This window comes from Streptomyces sp. NBC_00989 (genome assembly GCF_045162655.1).
Taxonomy (GTDB): Bacteria; Actinomycetota; Actinomycetes; order Streptomycetales; family Streptomycetaceae; genus Streptomyces.
In genome coordinates, this window is sequence record NZ_CP108728.1 from 2,377,834 (window position 1) to 2,395,355 (window position 17,522).

Sequence of the window (17,522 nt, forward strand, 5' to 3'; positions counted from 1 at the left end):
GTTCGTGGGGGGTGCCATCACGCCTCCGGCAGCTTCGGTGCGGGGATGCCGACCGACTGGAGTTCGGCGCCGACCGAGGTGGGGAAGGCGTCGGCCAGGGTGTCAGGGGTCCAGCCGCCGTCGGCGTAGGCCGCGCTGATCTCCTGCGGGTGGGACCAGAGTGCCACCTTGTCGCCGCCGATGCCGATGGCCTGGCCGGTGATGCCGCGCGCGGCCTCGGAGGCGAGGTAGGGGACGAGGGCGGCGCAGTCCTCGGGGGTGCCGAAGCCCTCGCCCTTGCGGAGGAAGTCGGGCAGCGGATCGCCGTTCTTCATGGCCTCGATGTACGGGGCGAACGCGGGGATCGTCTCGGTCATCGCGGTCGCGGCGACCGGCACGATCGCGTTGACGGTGATGCCCGCGCGGCCCAGTTCCATCGACCAGGTGCGAGCGAAGGCGGCGATGCCGGCCTTGGCGGCCGAGTAGTTGGTCTGGCCGAAGTTGCCGCGCTGGCCGGCCGGCGAGCCGACCAGGATCAGGCTGCCGCCCTCGCCCTGCTCGCGCATCCGTACGGCGGCGGCGCGGGCACAGGTGAAGGTGCCCTTGAGGTGGGTGGTGATCACCGCGTCGAAGTCCTCGTCGGTCATCTTCCACAGCACCTTGTCGCGCAGGATGCCCGCGTTGGTGACCAGGATGTCGAGCCGTCCGAACTCCTCGACGGCACGGTTCACCAGCCGTTCGGCGGCCTCGGTCGTACCGACCGGGACCACCTCGGCGACGGCGGTGCCGCCCGCCTCGGTGATCGACTTCACGGCCTGCTCGGCCACCGCCTCGTCGATGTCGTTGACGACCACGGACGCGCCGTGAGCGGCCAGGGCGTGCGCGTAGGCGAGGCCGAGGCCCCGGCCGCTGCCGGTGACGACGGCGACCTTGCCGGTCAGATCGATGCTGGGCACGAGCGGTCCCTTCACAAGACGAGGCTGCGGTACGACACACCGGGACCGTGACCCCGAAGTCCGCGAAGTCCCGAGGACTGCGAAGACTGCGAAGACTGCGAACGGCACCGGTGCGGCTTCGAGATCGAAGCTAAGAGCAATAATTGTTGACGTCAATAGTTGTTGCCGATGGACCATGTGCGTCACACTGGCCCCGAACCACCGCACGCCCCGCCCGGGGCCTCGACCCAGGGAGCCAGCCATCGCCCGCCAGCCGCACGCCGCGAACCCCCCGATCGACGCGCACGAGCCGTGGATGCGCGGGCTGCACGCGGACACGGGCTATCTCATGTACCGGCTGGGCCTGCGTTCCGGCCAGCTCTTCAACACGTTCCTCCAGGAGTCGGGCCTGCGCCTGCGCCACTACGCGCTGCTCCGCTTCCTGGCCACGTCCGAGGGCGCCCTCCAGCGCGAACTGAGCACGCGGCTCGGCTACGACCCGAGCGCGATCGTCGGCCTGGTCGACGACCTGGAGAAGTTGGGGTTCGCCGAGCGCCGCCCTTCCCCCGACGACCGGCGCAGCCGCATCGTGGTCCTGACACAGGACGGCCGCGGCTTCCTGCGCGACACGGACGAGGCGGGCCTGCGCGTCACGAACGAACTGCTGGACCCGCTCGACGCGACCGAGCGGGAGACCCTGCACACGCTGCTGCAACGGGTCGCCGAGGACGGACTGACCTGACAGAGGACGGACTAGACCTGACACCGGACGGAGGCCCGGCCATGACGACCACCCGGTCCGCGACGAGCACCGGTTCCACGACGGCCACGCCCTCGGCGACGACCACCGGGCCCGCGCCCACCGCACGGTCGGCGACGACCACCGAGCCCGCGCCCGTCACGCGGTCGTCGAGGATCCCCCGGTCGACGGCGCCCGCCACCCGGTCCGCGCCCGACCGGCTGCTCGCCGTGCTCGCCGCCTTCGACCACGCGCACACGGCCCTGTCCCTGTCCGACATCAGCCGCCGCGCCGGCCTCACTCTGACCACCGCCCACCGCCTCGCGGGCGCCCTCACCGAGTGGGGCGCGCTGGAGCGGGACCCGTCGGGCGCCTACCACGTGGGCCTACGGCTGTGGGAGATCGCGGCACTCGCGCCGCGCGGCCTCGCCCTGCGCCAACTCGCCCTGCCCTACCTGGAGGACCTGTACGAATCGACGCACGAGAACGTGCAGTTGGCGGTGCGGGACGGCGCGGAGGTCGTCTACACCGAGTGGATCTCGGGCCGTTCGGCGGTCGGCGTGCACATCCGGGTGGGCGCCCGCTGGCCCCTCCACGCCACGGGCGTGGGCCTCACCCTGCTGGCCCACGGCGACCCGGACTTCCAAGAGGCCTACTGCGCGGGCCCGTTGGCGTCCTTCACGCCGTACACGATCACCGATCCGCTACGACTGCGCCGGGTACTGGCCGAAGTCCGGCGCACCGGCGTCGCAGTGAGTACCCGTCAGGTCACGGACGACGCGCTGTCGGTGGCGGCCCCGGTGCGCGGGCCGGGCGGTGCGGTGGTCGCCGCGGTGTCGGTGGTCGTGCCTCAAGTAGACGCGCAGGTACCGGCGTTGATCCCGGCGGTGCGGCTCGCCGCGCGCGGGATATCGCGGGCGTTGGGGTGGCGGCCGGAGGCGTGACGGGGACGCACCACCGCTTCGGCGTGCGTGAACAGACCTCCCCTGAGTAAGAGTTGGCGAGCCGGTGACCCAACTACTTGTTCTCGCCGGGCTTTCCGACGTGGTCGCCGTAGCCGGCGGTGTCGTCCCCGGGTTTGGCCGAGGCGGTGGACGTGGAGGTTGATGTGGAGGGGGGCGGCATGTGGTCGCCGCCGTCTCCGGACTTGCCGGTCGCGCCGGAGGCGTTGAGCTGGAAGGCGAAGAGGAGGACGGCCACGGAGAGGGTGGCCGTGAACCAGAGGGTGATGCGTCGCATGTGTGCTCCTGTTGACGGGGTGGGGCGCTGTTACCAGGCGAACTCTTCGGTGTGGACGCTGTCGCGGTGCGCGCCGGCGCCGCGTGCGGCCTTGCGGACGGCGGTGATCCAGGTGGGCGGGCCGCAGACGTAGATGTCCCGGTGGGCGATGTCGGGGACGAGCTTCTTGAGGACCTGGACGTCGTCGTCGAGGTGCGCGGGGCCGGTGGCCTGCCCGGACGTGTCGGCGAGGTGGGCCGGGCCTGCGGCCTGCGAGGCGGTGTTGGAGCGGTCCACGAGAGCGGTGGCTTGCCGAGACGTGCCGTCACGGTGGGCGGAACCCGCCGCCTGCCACGACGTGTCGGCGCGGCGCGGGCCGGGGAGGAGGATCAGCTCGACGCCCCGGTGGGTGGCGATGTCGCGGAGTTCGTCGGCGAGCACGGCGTGCTCGTCCTCGCCGTAGCGATAGATGAGGGTGGCCTCGCCGGGGGCGTAGGGGGCGTCTTCGAGCAGGGCGCGCATGGGGGTGATGCCGATTCCGGCGGCCATGAGGAGCATGCCGGGTCGGGTGCGGCGGCGGGCGGTGAGGGTGCCGTAGGGGCCCTCGATCAGGGCGCGGGTGCCGGGGGTGAGGCGGGCGGCGCGGTCGCTGCCGTCTCCGGCGGACTTGATGGTGATGCGCAGCAGGTCCGGGGTGGGGGCGGCGGAGAGGGTGTACGGGTTGCCGCGGGACCAGCCGGGGCCGTCGAGGAAGCGCCAGACGAAGAACTGGCCGGAGGCCGTCCGCATCCGGTCCAGGCGATGGCCCTTGATCGTGATCGACACCGTGCCGGGCGCCTCCGTGACCACGGACTCGACCCGCAGGCGGTGGTACAGGGAGCGCCAGGCGGGCAGGGCGACCCGGTAGAGGAGGGTGACGGCGAACGCGAAGCCGTACAGGCACCACCAGTAGACGCGGGTCCATGTCTCGTGGAAGTCGGCGCCGTCGGTGAAGGTGTGCGGGAAGGTGGCCGCGATGCCGGCGTAGGAGTAGAGGTGCAGCAGGTGCCAGGACTCGTAGCGGAGCCGGCGGCGGGCCGCGCGGACCGAGGTGACCACGACCATGATCAGCAGCAGGGTCCCCACGGTGGCGAACAGCATCCATGAGTCGGTGACGAACAGGCGCAGGAGTGCGTCCGGTATGGCCGTGGGTTCGCGGGTGGACCGTTCCACGGCGAACAGGGCGACGTGGGCCGTCATCAGCCAGAACGAGGCGAAGCCGATCAGGCGGTGGCGGCGGGTGAGCAGGTCGTGGCCCCAGGAACGTTCCACCCAGGGGATCCGGGCGAGGAGGACGACCTGGAGGATCATCAGGTCGGAGGCCAGCAGTCCGGCGAGCAGGCCGAGGGAGCCCGTCGCGCGGTCGGCGGCGGTCAGGCCGAGTGGACCGCCCTGGTTCATGACCCACAGGGCCACGACCGCGACCACGGACAGGATCGCCAGCGCGCCCAGCGGGTCGGCGAGGGTGAATCGCCGCCTGTGGGGCGGGGCGGGTGGGGTGCGTTGCCCGCGGGGCAGCTCGGTGGACAGGGTCATCGGCGGGCTTCCTTCGTCGCGAGGTCCGGGGGCGCCCCGTGGGCAGGGCGTGTCCTCACCCTTGCGACGCTCTTTGTGGCCGCTCTAAGAAGCCTGGCGGCCGGGAGGGCCGGGCGCGCCGTTGACCTGTGCCGATACCGGATCAGAGGGAGGAGTGGCCCGCGTGGTTCTTAGACTTCCTTGTTGTTCGCCGCCGATCCTGGGGGCAGGCGACGGTGCCCGCTGCGCGGGTGCCGGTGAGGAAGTCGAGGTGCTGCATGGCGGCGGTGGGCCGGAAGCCGGAGGTGCTGGTGGTCGACGACGACCCCGGCGTGCGCGCGGCCCTGGACCTGGGGCTCGGTCTCGAGGGCTTCACGGTACGGCTGGCCGAGGACGGCGAGACGGCACTCGACGGGGTCGCCGGCCGGCCGCCGTCGGTGATCGTCCTGGACGTGACGATGCCGGGCCTGTCGGGGGTCGAGGTCGTCCGCGAGCTGCGCGCCCAGGGCCGGACGCTCCCGGTGTGCATGCTCTCCGCCCGCGACGAGGTCGACGACCGGGTCGCGGGGCTCGCGGCGGGCGCGGACGACTACGTCGTAAAACCGTTCTCCATCGGGGAGTTGTCCGCGCGGCTGCACGCGATGGTGCGCCTGCACGAGTCGACGACCGAGCGGTCCCTGGTCGTCGGCGACGTCGCGATCGAGCCCGCGCGCCGCGTGGCCTCCCGGGCCGGACGCGAACTACGGCTGACCACGCGGGAGTTCGACCTGCTGCTCGCCCTCGCCCACCGACCCGGACAAGTCCTGTCCCGGGCCCAGCTGTTGGAGCAGGTCTGGGGCTACACCTGGGACGTGGACACCAACGTGGTGGACGTCTTCATCGGCTACCTCCGCAAGAAACTCGAGGCCGACGGCGGCCCCCGGGTACTCCGCACCGTCCGCGGAATCGGCTTCGTCCTGCGCACGGGCCCGTGAGGGGGCTGCGGCGCGGCCTGCGCTCCAGGGCCAGGGCCAGGGCCAGGGCCACAGTCAGTCCTGCGTGCACGCCCCCGACATGGCGGCTGCCGCACATCACACCCGCCGTCGGCCTACGGACCACCCCATGACCTGGCTCCCGCGTAGCCTGCGTTCCCGGATCACCGCCGCTGTCGTGCTGCTGGTGACCGTCGTGGTCGGGCTCGCCGGGCTGGTCATCGTTGCACGGATCGACCATCGCGACCGTACCGACGTCGACCGGCAACTCGCCGCGCGTGTCGAGAAGGGGGACCAGGACGCCGACAAACTGCGCGACCAGGGCGAGCATCCGAGCGATGACGGGGAGGACAGCGACGACTACGGCGGCCTGCTCGCCGGCAGTCAGAGTCTGGTTCGGCTGGTCTCCGGCGGGAAGGTGATCGCGCAGCACGGTGAGACGCCGGCCGCGCCGCTCCCAGTGCCCACCCGCGACGGGTATCGCACCATCGACAGCGACGGGCAGACCTGGCGTTCGCTCACCCGGTCCCTGAGCACCACCGGCGAGCGCCTCGAAGTCCTCCAGGACATCGACCCCATCGAACGGCGGCTGGCGGACAACACCGTGATCGTCGCCGCCGTCACACTCCTCGCCGCCCTCGCCACGGCCGGCGGCGTCTGGCTGCTCACCCGGATCATCCTCCAGCCGCTCGAACGCCTGCGGACCGGCGCCCTCGCGATCAGCGCGGACACGGCCGGGCCCCAACTCCCCGCCGTCACACGCCCGCAGGAGGTCGCGGACCTCTCCCACGCCCTGAACAGCATGCTGGACCAGTTGCGCGTCAGCATGGACTCCACCCGCCGTTTCACCGCCGACGCGGGCCACGAACTCCGCACCCCGCTCACCAGCATCGGGGTCACCCTGGAGACCCTCCAGCGCAACCCCGGCCTCCCCGCACCCCAACGGGCCCGCGCCCTGGAGGCGATGGGCGCGGAACACCGCCGTATCACCGCGCTCCTCACGGGACTTCAGACCCTGGCCCGCGGCGACGCCCACGCCCTGCCCGAACGCACCCCCGTCGTCCTGAGCGAAATCCTCGACGAGGCCGTCGCCCACGCGGCACACCGCCATCCCGCGACCACCTATCAGCTGACGGCCAACTCCCCCGCGACCGTGGACGGTTGGCCCGTCGGCCTACGCCTGGCCGTCGACAACCTCCTCGACAACGCGGCCCTCCACGGCCGCCCCGACGGCACGGTGGACGTCCGGCTCGGCGAGGACGCGGGCACCGTCCGGATCACCGTCGGCGACGACGGCCCCGGCATCCCCGCCGCCCAACGGCAGGCCATGAAGGCCCGGTTCACCCGCGGCACCCGCACCCGCTCCCCCGGCTCCGGCCTCGGCCTCGCCCTCGTCGACCAGCAGGCCCACCTCCACCACGGCACACTCCACCTCGACGCCACCCCCACCGGAGGTCTGGAGGCCACCCTCAGCCTCCCCGCGGCCCCCGATGACGAGCCCCACGAGCGGACCACACCGGACTGACCACACCCGAACGACCACGCCATCGGATCCGGACGCGGGCCCACGACCGAGACGCAGGCCTACGACCGGGACGCGCATCCAGCGCCGACGCCCGCCCCTCCCCCGCCGCCGCCCGCTCCCGCCCGTCTCACCCGGGCAACCCCGCCAGCATCCGCCGATCCCGAGGCGCAGCCTTCCGGTCCAGCCGCGCGTCCAGCAGCCGTCGTGCCGCGTCGCACCGCCCCGCCGACACCAGCGCGTACAGCAACGTCTCCTCCACGACCTCGCGTTGGGCCGCGCTGCCGCCCACTTTGCGCAGGACCGGCAGCAACGCGTCGAGGCCGTGGGCGGCTTCGTGGAAGCGGTGTTCGACGAGGGCGGCGAGGGCCTCGCAGAGCGGGGTGATGACCTCGCGCTGCACCGGGTCGGCGCCCGCCGCGTGGTCGCGCAGTCGGCGCAGCGCGGGGAGGTCTCCGGCGGCGGTGAGGGCGACCGCCGCGTGCAGGGCGGTGAAGGCGGTCGCGGGCCGCTCCAGCACCTCGCAGGCCACGGAGTCCAGGACGTCCGAAGTCGGCAGCTCCCCCTGCCAGTTGCCGCTGAGCCGGGCCCGCCACAGCAGCGACCCCGAGTCGACGAGCGCGCGTACCCCGGTCACCCGCCCCGGCGCCAACTGCGCGAACCAGCGCCTGCGTACGGCGGCGGGGTCGTCCAACGCGAGTTCGTGCAGGGCGATGTGCCAGGAGAAGTGGGCCCGGTGGACGGCACCCCGGCCCTGCCCGGACACCCAGCCGTCCAGCCAGTCCCGGCCCGCCTCGTGGGCGCCGGACTCGTAGTGGACGTGGGCCAGCGCGTGCACGGCGTGACCGGATGCGGGCTCGACTCCCAGGGCTCGGTGGGCGAGTTCACCCGCCTCGTGCAGCCGGCCCTGCTCCTGGCGCAGGAACGCGAGCAGCGAGGTGTGGAACCAGTGCCCGTCGTAGGCGGGGGACGTGCGCTCGACCAGCCGCAGCGCGTAGTCGTCGTCCAGGTCGGTGACGCCGGAGAAGGCAATGGTGGGGACGGCGGCGGCGAGGGCGAGCGCGTCGGCGGGGTGGGTGTCGAGGTGGCGTATCAACGCGCGGTCCCCGTCGGCGGATTGGACGCGGCGCGTGATCACGTCGACGAAGGAGCGTTCGCGTTCGTCGGCGCGTTCGTGTGCGCAGCGCTGGGCGTCGGCGAGGGCCCGGGGTACGTCGACGGCGGCTCCGCACTCGTGGCCGAGCAGCGCCAACGCCGCGTGTCCCAGGGCGAATCCGGGGTCCAGGGCGACCGCGCGGGCGAAGGCGTCCTCGGCTCCGGCGCGCACCTTGAGGACCCGGTCGAGTCCGTTGCGGTAGGCGGTGGCGGCCTCGGCGTGGGTCGACAGCGGGAGTCCGAGTCCGTCGACGGGCCTGCGGCGGGCGGCGCGGCGTGCCGGTGGCACCAGCAACTGCCGGGCCAGGGCGGCGGCCTGGACGCGGATCTCGGGGATGGCCGTGGTCTCCCAGAGTTCGCCGCGTCTGGGGGGCGCCGAGCGTGAACAGCGGTCGTACGGAACGGCCTTGGGCGTCGAGGAGGTGTCCGTCGCGGGTGGCGACGCCCATGCCGAGCGGTCCGGGCACGGCCGCTCCGGTCTCGAACAGCCCACGCCACAGGGGGTCTTCGAGCCGTTGGCCGGGTCCGGTGCAGTCGATCACCCAACCCACGCGCAGCGTGCGGCCGTTGGAGAGCGTGACCGCCAACTGGTCACCGGACTCCACCACATCGGCGATCGTGCCCGCGTGGACCTGGAGGCGTCGTGCGGTGCGGGCCCGGGTCACCGACTCGGCGGTGGTGGGGGCCATGCGGTGACGGTGGGTGTTCCAGAGGGTGCCCTCGTGGGCGAGGAACTCCCCGCGCTCCTCGGGGGTGAGGCTGCGCCAGAGTCTCGCGGTGTGCGGGCGGAGGCTGTCGAGGGCGGGGCGCCAGTCGCCGTGGGTGCGGACGGATCGGCTGACGTGCCGGTAGACGGTTCGGCGCAGTCCGCTCAGTGTCAGGTCGCGGGGCCAGCTCGGCGCCTCCATGGCGCCGGCCGGTCCCAACGCGTGCGGCTGGGGCAGGAGTCCGCTGCGGGAGACGGCGTGGACCGTGCGTTCGGGCCGGTCGAGGGTGAGGGCGAGGTCCACGGCGGTGAGGCCCGTGCCGACGAGGAGGATGTCGGCGGTGTCCTCGCGTACCGCGTCCAACGCACCTGGTGTCCAGGGCGAGTTGACGAAGCGGGGCGAGGTGCGCAGGGCGGGCGGGGCCCAAGAGGCCGTAGAAGCGGCGGGGCCGGTGGCGAGGACGGCGCTGTCGGCGGTGAGGAGTCCCCCGTCGGCGAGGTGGAGTTCCACCGGGCCTTCGGGGGTGCCGGTACAGCTCTCGGCGCGGGTGCGCAGCCGTCGTACGGAGACCGTGCCGTGGGAGCGGACGACGGCCTGGGCGAGGGTGTCGGCGAGGTAGGCGCCGTAGCGGTAGCGGGTGGCGAAGTCGGTGCCGCTGACGGTGGGTTCGCCGTGGCGGCAGAGCCAGCGGGTGAAGTGGCCGGGGTCGTCGGGGTAGCAACTCATGCCGCCCGCCGGGACGTTGAGCCGGTGGCGTGGATCGGGGGTGGCGTAGGCGGTGCCGCGGCCGGCTTCCGGGGCCGGGTCGACCAGCACCAGGTCGAGGGGGGTCCGGCGGCGGGTGGCCGTCTCGCACAGCTGGACGGCGGTCAGGGTTCCTGCCGCGCCCGCTCCGACGATCGCCACGGTGGGCCGCTTGCGGACTTCGGTCACGAATACCTCCGGCGTGGTCTGCCGCGGAGCCACCGAAACGGAACTCCGCCTTCAGGTCCTTCCTCACTATTCCGACCGGGTAGGTGGGGAAGCCATGGCGGGACGGGGATCTCACCGGATACTCAGGGCACCGGTCGGCGCCTTCATACTCTGTTCACACTCGGGAAGCGTCCGGCAACCGTGGTTTCAGGCCTTCTTTCAGGCTCTCTTCACAGGAATCTCAGGTGGAGCCCCTGGGATTCAAAGACTCACCCCATGGAAGTGGCGCAGGATGCAACGGCACTGGTGATCTCGTCGCGTACGGCCAGGGGGTGTGCGCGACATGCGGAGGAAGGCGTGCTGTGGGCGTGTCGCACATATCCAACCGGTCCGAGGAGACGTCGGAGAGGTGGTCCCGTCGTGGGGTCCTCGCCGTGCTCGGGGTGGTGCCGGCCGCCGTTCTGACCGGTTGCAGCGGTTCGGCGGGCGCCGCGGAGGGCTCCTCGTCGGGTGGTTCGTCGGCGACCGCGGCCGTGAAGGCCGCGAAGGTGCCGACCGTCACGGTCCTGCCCGCGGACGGCACCAAGAAGGCCGGCTTCACCACCCCGGTCACGGTCAGCGTGACCGACGGCACGCTCGCCACGGTGAAGGTGACCGGCAACGACGGCTCCACGCTGGCCGGGACGTTCAACGACGCCAAGACGAAGTGGACGTCCGCGAAGAACCCGTACTCGGGCACGAAGTACACGGTCGCGGCGCAGGCGCAGGGCGCCGCCGCGAAGACCGCGACCTTCACCACCAAGTCGCCCGGCGAGACCTTCGTCGGCTACTTCACGCCCGAGGCGAACTCCACCTCCGGCGTCGGCATGCCCGTGTCGATCAACTTCACGCACGCGGTCAAGGACCGGGCCGCCGTCCAGAAGGCGATCACGGTCACCGCCGAGCCCGCCGTCGAGGTGGTCGGCCACTGGTTCAGCGACACCCGGCTCGACTTCCGCCCCGAGACGTACTGGGCGGCCGGCACGAAGATCACGCTCAGCCTCCGCCTGAAGGACATAGAGGGGCAGGACGGCATCTACGGCGTCCAGTCCAAGGACGTCACCTTCGACATCGGCCGCGAGCAGATCAGCACGGTCGACCTGTCCAGCAAGGAGATGGTCGTCAAGCGGGACGGCAAGACCCTCGCGACCTACCCGGTCAGCGGCGGCAACGCCCAGCACACCACCTGGTCCGGGATCATGGTGATCAGCGAGCGGTTCAAGCAGACCCGCATGGAGTCCTCGACGGTCGGGCTCGGCGACGAGTACGACATCTCCGACGTCCCGCACGCCCAGCGCCTCACCACCTCCGGCACCTTCGTGCACGGCAACTACTGGGCGTCCACCTCGGTGTTCGGCAACCAGAACACCAGCCACGGCTGCGTCGGCCTGCACGACGCGAAGGGCGCGAACGACACCTCGGTGCCGGGTTACAAGTTCTACGACAGCTCGATGCTCGGCGACGTGGTCATCGTGAAGAACTCCGGCGACAAGACCGTCGCGGCGGACAACGGCCTCAACGGCTGGAACCTGTCCTGGGCGGACTGGAAAGCGGGCAGCGCGGTCTAGCCCCCGACGCCCTCCGGCCCGGCGACGCGCTCCGATCCCGGCAGCGCCCTCCAGCCTCCCGGCGCAGCGCGCACGGGTCCCGGCGGCGCACTCTGGTCTCCGCCGGGCCTGGCCCCTGCGGCGCCCTCTCGTCCCCGCAGCGCCCTCCAGCCCCGGGCGCACCGATCCCGGCAGCGCGCTCCGATCCCGGCAGCGCGTTCCGGTCCCCGCAGCGCGCACCGGTCCCGGCGGCGCCCACCGCCGCCTGCGCCGGTCCCCACCGGCGACACCCCTCGGAAACCTCCCCATTCACCGCATTCATCGCCTGAACTCCCGTACAGCGAAAGGACTTTCACGGCTTCACCTCTTGACGCCCGGAGTGGCTGAGAGCACATTGACCGCGCACCCACTGCGTGAGAGCGCTCTCAGGCAGGTATGGCACGCACCCGCACCCCCACTCCGTATCCGAGAGGCACCCATGAGTGAAACCTCCGGCACGCAGCGCAGACCCCGTCCGCTCCGGCGCGTCCTGATCGCCGTCCTCAGCACCCTCGGCCTGGCGGCCGCCACCGCCACGGCCTTCACCCTGCCCGCGAACGCGTCCGCGCCCACACCCCCGGCGGGCTGGACGCAGGTCTTCCTGGACGACTTCAACGGCTCCGCGGGCACCGGCGTGTCCACCACCAACTGGCAGTACGACACCGGGACTTCATATCCGGGCGGCGCCGCCAACTGGGGCACCGGCGAGGTCGAGACGATGACCTCCTCCACCAACAACGTGGCGCTCGACGGCAACGGCAACCTGCTGATCACCCCGCGCCGGGACGCCGCCGGCAACTGGACCTCGGGCCGTATCGAGACCAACCGCACCGACTTCCAGCCGCCGGCCGGCGGGAAGCTCCGCGTCGAGGCCCGCATCCAACTCCCCAACGTCACCGGCTCGTCCGCGCTCGGCTACTGGCCCGCGTTCTGGATGCTGGGCGCGCCGTACCGGGGCAACTACCAGAACTGGCCCAGCGTGGGCGAGTTGGACGTGATGGAGAACGTCCAGGGTCTCAACACCGACTGGGCGACCGTGCATTGCGGCACCAACCCGGGTGGTCCCTGCAACGAGACGAGCGGGATCGGCGGCAACACCGCCTGCACCGGGACCACTTGTCAGGCCGGCTTCCACACGTACGCCATGGAGTGGGACAGGTCGACGAGCCCCGAGCAGATCCGCTTCTACCTCGACGGCGTCAACTTCCATACGGTGAACGCCAGTCAGGTCGACGCGACGACCTGGGCCAACGCCACCAACCACGGTTTCTTCATCATCCTGAACGTGGCGATGGGCGGCGGCTTCCCCGACGCGTTCGGTGGCGGCCCCACCAGCGCCACCGACCCGAACCACCCGATGACGGTGGACTACGTCCAGGTGCTCCAGGCCGCGGGCAGTGGGAGCGGTACCACGACCCCGCCGACCGGCAGCCGGGACGCCTACAGCGCCATCCAGGCCGAGTCCTACGACAGCCAGTCCGGCACCATCGCCGAGACCACCACGGACACGGGCGGCGGCCAGGACATCGGCTCGATAGCCAACGGCGACTGGGCCCTCTACAAAGGCGTCACCTTCGGCTCCACGGCGGCCACCCAGTTCTACGCCCGGGTCGCCAGCGGTGCCGCGAGCGGCGTCAGCGGTCTGGTCCAGGTACGCCTCGACAGCCCCACCGCGACCCCGATCGGCAGTTTCGCGCTGGCCAACACCGGGGGCTGGCAGTCGTGGAGGACGGTGCCCGCGAACATCAGCTCGGTCACCGGCACCCATGACGTCTATCTCACCTTCAGCAGCGGCCAGCCGGCGGACTTCGTGAACGTCAACTGGTTCGACTTCGGCCACTGATCCCAACTCCCCACGGGAAAATCCGAACTCCCCACGGGAGAAGGGGGCTTCACGCGTGCGCGTGGGGCCCCTTCTCCTTTCCCGCCGACGCGATCATGCGGTGCATGACGGGCACGGGGAGGGCCGGGTTCTGGGCGGCGTCCAGAGCGCTGCCTTCGTCGAGGAGCAGCGACACCAGGGACGCCGGGGGCAGGGCCGGGTTTCGCCGGGCCGGGTGACACACCTCCCAGGCGGTGTCCTGGGTCAGCCTGGCCGCGGAGTCGGGGGACAGCCGCGGATCGCCCGCCGCCCGCCCTCGCACCTCATTGTCGGGATCGCGGCTGAACCGCTCGACGAGGTCGTCGTCCGACGCGGGATCGTCGAGCGCGAGAAGACGCAGGCGCGGCCGGGGGTCGTCGGCGAAGCGCAGCAGGCCGTCGCGGGGGAAGTTGGGATGGTTGCGGGGGCGGCCGGGGAACGAGAAGCTGCCGGACCACCAGGTCCACACGTCGAGGAGCAGGTCAGCGGGGGCGTCGTCGCAGGACTCGGTGAGGAAGAGCCGTACGACGCGGTCCTCGTCGCGGGCCAGCAGGTCCACGACGTCAGGGGGAAGGCGCACGGCGCGGGCCACGCTGCGACGGATCAACAGCTTGGCGGACGAGGCCAGTTGCCGCATGGCGGCCGGGTCGTCGTGCAGGGCGGCGACCCACCAGAGGGCGTAACTACGGTCGTCCGCCGGGATGTCGGGGACGGTGTCCGCCATGGCGGCGATCCCGGCCGGTGTGGCAGGCGGGCGGGACTCGGGGGACGGCGCGCGGGCCACGCCGATACGCGCGCCGCGTCGTCGGTAGTCGTCCTGCTCGTCCGCCATCTCGGCCAGCAGCTCGTGAACGGGCAGCCCCGCGGTGGCGGCCAGGAGCCGGTCCCACTGATCGCGCGAGAGCCTCCCGCTCTCCGCGGCCCTGCCCCAGACACTCCTCGACGGATGGGCCACGGCCGCGTCCAGAACGCCGGCGGGAAGATCCGCGCGGTACAGAAAGCTCGCTTCTCCGGCGTCGAAGAGACCGACCAACACCTCAACGGGGGCTGCCCTGTTCAGCGCCAGACCCGACAACCACCCTTTGGCGACACGCTCGTCGGGCTGAGAGCCCTCGAACAGCGCGGACCAGACATCGTTCATACGTCTCTCTCCCCCGAAGGCGTCCAAGGTTAGCGACCCCGGTCCACTGCTCCCCCGTCGCCGCCTGTCAGCGAGCCCTCAGCGCAGCTCCGCCCGAAACCCCGCCGGCGTCACGTCCGTGTGCTGGTGGAAGAACTTGGAGAAGTTCGCCGCGTCGGGGAACCCAACTGCCGCGCCCACCCTGCCGATCGGCAGATCCGTGTGGGCCAACAGCCGTTTCGCCTCCAGGACGACCCGCTTGTCGATGAAGCCCTTGGGGGTCTCGCCGGTGGCGGCGCGGACCGCGCGGACGAGGGTGCGGCGGGAGTAGCCGAGGGCGTCGGCGTAGGCGCTGACGCTGTGGTTGGTGGCGAAGCCCTTCTCGACGGCGTTCCGGAAGAGGGTGAACGTCGTGTCGGCCTGCCGGGCCGCGTCCTCGGCCGAGCTCGCCGCCAGGTGCGCCAGGCGCAGCAGGAACGCCGTGAGGGAGTGTCGTAGGACCGAGGTGTGCAGGCTGAGCGGGAGCGTCTCCGTGTCCTCGTACTCGCGTCGCAGCTGGGCGAGCGAGGACCGCAGTGCGGCGAGCCGGGGCTCGTCGGGGTGCAGGACGGGCGGGAGGTCGTAGCGGTAGAGGCCCGTCGCCTCGACCGTGGCGCGGGGCAGGAAGCCGGGCTGCATGGTCAGGACGGTGCCGCGGTACTCGCTGGTGCGGGAGAAGCGGTGGACCTGGCCGGGGCGGATCCACAGGACGTCGCCGGCGCCCACCTCGTACTCGGCGAAGTCGATCATGTGGCGGACCGGGCCGCCGGAGAAGAGCATCACCACATGGAAGTCGATGCGGTGGACGCGGTGCAGGGGTGCGTCGGCGTGCCAGGTGTGGTCGCTGCCCATTGGGCCGACCTGCATGCCGACGCCGCAGACACTCAGATCGACAGGGAAGGGAAACGTTCTGATCACGTCGCCGTCACCGCCGACGTCTTGGATAGTTCTGTCCGTCATGTCCTTCTCGTGCCGCCTCAGCGTCGCTGCCGGTGTCCCACTTTCACCACAGGCTGGCACACCGGCACCTTCCCTCGTAAAAGTCAGACTTTTAGATTTGAAGACGTCCGAGCAGTTCTTCCGCTCTTACCGAGGACTTCTTGAAGATGAACGCGCACACACCTGACAGCTTCGAGTGGACCGATCTCGACCGTCGAGCCGTCGACACCGCCCGCATTCTGGCCGCTGACGCGGTCCAGAAGGTCGGCAACGGTCACCCGGGCACCGCGATGGCCCTGGCTCCCGCCGCGTACACGATCTTTCAGAAGGTGATGCGTCACGACCCCGCGGATCCCGAGTGGACCGGTCGTGACCGCTTCGTCCTCTCCCCCGGTCACACCTCGCTGACGCTGTACACGCAGTTGTACCTCGCCGGGTACGAGCTGGAGCTGGACGACCTGAAGGCCTTCCGGACGCACGGCTCGAAGACGCCTGGTCACCCCGAGTACGGGCACACGGCCGGTGTGGAGACCACGACAGGACCGCTCGGACAGGGCGTCGCGAACGCGGTGGGCATGGCGATGGCCGCCCGCTACGAGCGCGGCCTGTTCGACCCCGAGGCCCCCGAGGGCGAGTCGCCCTTCGACCACACCGTCTGGGCGATCGTCTCCGACGGCGACCTGGAGGAGGGCATCTCCGCCGAGGCCTCCTCCCTCGCGGGCCACCAGCAGCTCGGCAACCTGGTCTTCGTCTACGACGACAACCACATCTCCATCGAGGGCGACACCGCGACCGCCTTCTCCGAGGACGTCCTGAAGCGGTACGAGGCCTACGGCTGGCACACCCAGCGCATCGAGCCCTCCGCCGACGGCGACATCGACCCCCACGCGCTGTACACGGCGCTGAGGGCGGCGCAGGCCGAGACCGAGCGCCCCTCGATCATCGCGATGCGCACGATCATCGCCTGGCCCGCTCCAAACGCCCAGAACACCGAGGCCTCGCACGGTTCCGCGCTCGGCGCCGAGGAGATCGCCGCCACCAAGCGCGTCCTCGGCTTCGACCCGGAGAAGTCCTTCGAGGTCGCGGGCGACGTCATCGCGCACAGCCGCCAGGCCCTGGACCGGGGTGCCGAGGCGCACTCCGCGTGGGACAAGCAGCTCGACAAGTGGCGCGGCGCCCAGCCCGAGCGCGCGAAGCTCTTCGACCGCATCGTCGCCGGTCAGCTCCCCGAGGGCTGGGAGCAGTCCCTGCCGGTCTTCGAAGCGGGCTCCTCCGTCGCCACCCGCGCCGCCTCCGGCAAGGTCCTCCAGGCGCTTGGACCGGTCCTGCCCGAGCTGTGGGGCGGTTCCGCCGACCTGGCCGGCTCGAACAACACCACGATCGACAAGACGTCGTCCTTCCTCCCGAAGGGCAACCCGCTGCCGGAGGCCGACCCGTACGGCCGTACGATCCACTTCGGTATTCGCGAGCACTCGATGGCGGCCGAGATGAACGGCATCGCGCTGCACGGCAACACGCGTGTCTACGGCGGCACCTTCCTGGTGTTCTCCGACTACATGCGCAACGCCGTCCGCCTCTCCGCGCTGATGCAGCTCCCGGTGACGTACGTCTGGACCCACGACTCCATCGGTCTGGGCGAGGACGGTCCCACGCACCAGCCGGTCGAGCACCTCGCCTCGCTGCGCGCGATCCCGGGCCTGAACATCGTGCGCCCGGCCGACGCCAACGAGACCGCGATCGTCTGGGCCGAGATCCTCAAGCGGCACGCCACGAAGCCCGCCCCGCACGGCCTCGCCCTGACCCGTCAGGGTGTGCCGACGTACGAGCCCAACTCCGATGCTTCGCGCGGCGGTTACGTCCTCAAGGACTCCTCCACCGGGACCCCGGACGTCGTGCTCATCGCGACCGGTTCGGAGGTCCACCTCGCCGTCGAGGCGCGCGAGCAGTTGGAGGCGGAGGGCGTGGGCACCCGGGTGGTGTCGATGCCGTCCGTGGAGTGGTTCGAGGAGCAATCGCGCGAGTACCGCGACAGCGTCCTTCCGCCGTCCGTGAAGGCCCGCGTTGCGGTCGAGGCCGGGATCGGTCTCACGTGGTACCGGTTCGTGGGTGACGCAGGACGCATCGTCTCCCTCGAACACTTCGGCGCCTCCGCCGATGCAAAGACCCTGTTCGCCGAGTTCGGTTTCACCGCCGAGAACGTCGCCGCAGCTGCCAAGGAATCCCTCGCCGCCGCGCGCGGTTGATCC

12 protein-coding genes and 1 pseudogene are annotated in these 17,522 nt (G+C 71.5%); 7 read left to right on the forward strand and 6 right to left on the reverse strand.

The window, feature by feature from the left end:
• Nucleotides 1-17: 17 nt before the first annotated feature.
• Nucleotides 18-935 (reverse strand): SDR family NAD(P)-dependent oxidoreductase, encoded by a 918-nt coding sequence (locus tag OG714_RS10325; RefSeq protein WP_406120030.1) that lies wholly within the window; start codon nucleotides 933-935, stop codon nucleotides 18-20.
• A gap of 295 nt (nucleotides 936-1,230) precedes the next feature.
• Here OG714_RS10325 and OG714_RS10330 point away from each other — a divergent pair, with 295 nt between their 5' ends.
• Together OG714_RS10330 and OG714_RS10335 are read left to right on the forward strand one after the other, a co-directional pair.
• Nucleotides 1,231-1,656: a MarR family winged helix-turn-helix transcriptional regulator gene (locus OG714_RS10330; RefSeq protein ID WP_406120031.1), complete on the forward strand. Its 426-nt coding sequence runs from the start codon at nucleotides 1,231-1,233 to the stop codon at nucleotides 1,654-1,656.
• A 41-nt stretch (nucleotides 1,657-1,697) separates the two neighbouring features.
• On the forward strand, nucleotides 1,698-2,597 hold the full coding sequence (locus OG714_RS10335) for an IclR family transcriptional regulator (protein WP_406120032.1): 900 nt from the start codon (nucleotides 1,698-1,700) through the stop codon (nucleotides 2,595-2,597).
• A gap of 73 nt (nucleotides 2,598-2,670) precedes the next feature.
• Here the strand turns inward: OG714_RS10335 and OG714_RS10340 are convergent, their stop codons facing one another.
• Both OG714_RS10340 and OG714_RS10345 read right to left on the reverse strand, forming a co-directional pair.
• Complete coding sequence (locus OG714_RS10340) at nucleotides 2,671-2,892, reverse strand: hypothetical protein (RefSeq protein WP_406120033.1); 222 nt, start codon at nucleotides 2,890-2,892, stop codon at nucleotides 2,671-2,673.
• A gap of 30 nt (nucleotides 2,893-2,922) precedes the next feature.
• The gene (locus tag OG714_RS10345) at nucleotides 2,923-4,446 is read right to left on the reverse strand and encodes a ferric reductase-like transmembrane domain-containing protein (protein WP_406120034.1); all 1,524 of its coding nucleotides are present in this window, start codon (nucleotides 4,444-4,446) and stop codon (nucleotides 2,923-2,925) included.
• Nucleotides 4,447-4,703: 257 nt separating this feature from the next.
• Here OG714_RS10345 and OG714_RS10350 point away from each other — a divergent pair, with 257 nt between their 5' ends.
• Together OG714_RS10350 and OG714_RS10355 are read left to right on the forward strand one after the other, a co-directional pair.
• Entirely contained in the window at nucleotides 4,704-5,399 is a 696-nt protein-coding gene (locus tag OG714_RS10350) for a response regulator transcription factor (protein WP_406120035.1), read from the forward strand.
• Between the two features lie 127 nt (nucleotides 5,400-5,526).
• Nucleotides 5,527-6,921, forward strand: coding sequence for an ATP-binding protein (locus tag OG714_RS10355; protein ID WP_406120036.1), 1,395 nt, complete (start codon nucleotides 5,527-5,529; stop codon nucleotides 6,919-6,921).
• Between the two features lie 127 nt (nucleotides 6,922-7,048).
• Here the strand turns inward: OG714_RS10355 and OG714_RS10360 are convergent.
• A pseudogene (locus tag OG714_RS10360) lies at nucleotides 7,049-9,713 on the reverse strand (FAD/NAD(P)-binding protein).
• Nucleotides 9,714-10,054: 341 nt separating this feature from the next.
• Here OG714_RS10360 and OG714_RS10365 point away from each other — a divergent pair.
• Nucleotides 10,055-11,299 carry an Ig-like domain-containing protein gene (locus tag OG714_RS10365; RefSeq protein ID WP_406120037.1) on the forward strand — a complete coding sequence of 415 codons (1,245 nt, stop codon included), beginning with the start codon at nucleotides 10,055-10,057 and terminating at the stop codon, nucleotides 11,297-11,299.
• Nucleotides 11,300-11,756: 457 nt separating this feature from the next.
• Entirely contained in the window at nucleotides 11,757-13,160 is a 1,404-nt protein-coding gene (locus tag OG714_RS10370) for a glycoside hydrolase family 16 protein (RefSeq protein WP_406120038.1), read from the forward strand.
• A gap of 49 nt (nucleotides 13,161-13,209) precedes the next feature.
• Here OG714_RS10370 and OG714_RS10375 read toward each other — a convergent pair whose 3' ends face one another.
• Together OG714_RS10375 and OG714_RS10380 are read right to left on the reverse strand one after the other, a co-directional pair.
• Nucleotides 13,210-14,319 carry a hypothetical protein gene (locus OG714_RS10375; RefSeq protein ID WP_406120039.1) on the reverse strand — a complete coding sequence of 370 codons (1,110 nt, stop codon included), beginning with the start codon at nucleotides 14,317-14,319 and terminating at the stop codon, nucleotides 13,210-13,212.
• Nucleotides 14,320-14,397: 78 nt separating this feature from the next.
• Nucleotides 14,398-15,297: a helix-turn-helix domain-containing protein gene (locus tag OG714_RS10380; protein WP_406120040.1), complete on the reverse strand. Its 900-nt coding sequence runs from the start codon at nucleotides 15,295-15,297 to the stop codon at nucleotides 14,398-14,400.
• Between the two features lie 146 nt (nucleotides 15,298-15,443).
• On the opposite strand from OG714_RS10380, the gene tkt reads away from it, so the two are divergent.
• Nucleotides 15,444-17,519 carry a transketolase gene (gene tkt / locus OG714_RS10385; RefSeq protein WP_406120041.1) on the forward strand — a complete coding sequence of 692 codons (2,076 nt, stop codon included), beginning with the start codon at nucleotides 15,444-15,446 and terminating at the stop codon, nucleotides 17,517-17,519.
• Nucleotides 17,520-17,522 lie beyond the last annotated feature (3 nt).

Coding starts and splice junctions, on each gene's coding strand:
- OG714_RS10330 (WP_406120031.1), top strand. CDS start 1,231: ATGCGCGGGCTGCACGCGGACACGGGCTATCTCATGTACCGGCTGGGC.
- OG714_RS10335 (WP_406120032.1), top strand. CDS start 1,698: ATGACGACCACCCGGTCCGCGACGAGCACCGGTTCCACGACGGCCACG.
- OG714_RS10340 (WP_406120033.1), bottom strand. CDS start 2,892: ATGCGACGCATCACCCTCTGGTTCACGGCCACCCTCTCCGTGGCCGTC.
- OG714_RS10345 (WP_406120034.1), bottom strand. CDS start 4,446: ATGACCCTGTCCACCGAGCTGCCCCGCGGGCAACGCACCCCACCCGCC.
- OG714_RS10350 (WP_406120035.1), top strand. CDS start 4,704: ATGGCGGCGGTGGGCCGGAAGCCGGAGGTGCTGGTGGTCGACGACGAC.
- OG714_RS10355 (WP_406120036.1), top strand. CDS start 5,527: ATGACCTGGCTCCCGCGTAGCCTGCGTTCCCGGATCACCGCCGCTGTC.
- OG714_RS10370 (WP_406120038.1), top strand. CDS start 11,757: ATGAGTGAAACCTCCGGCACGCAGCGCAGACCCCGTCCGCTCCGGCGC.
- OG714_RS10375 (WP_406120039.1), bottom strand. CDS start 14,319: ATGAACGATGTCTGGTCCGCGCTGTTCGAGGGCTCTCAGCCCGACGAG.
- OG714_RS10380 (WP_406120040.1), bottom strand. CDS start 15,297: ATGACGGACAGAACTATCCAAGACGTCGGCGGTGACGGCGACGTGATC.
- tkt (WP_406120041.1), top strand. CDS start 15,444: ATGAACGCGCACACACCTGACAGCTTCGAGTGGACCGATCTCGACCGT.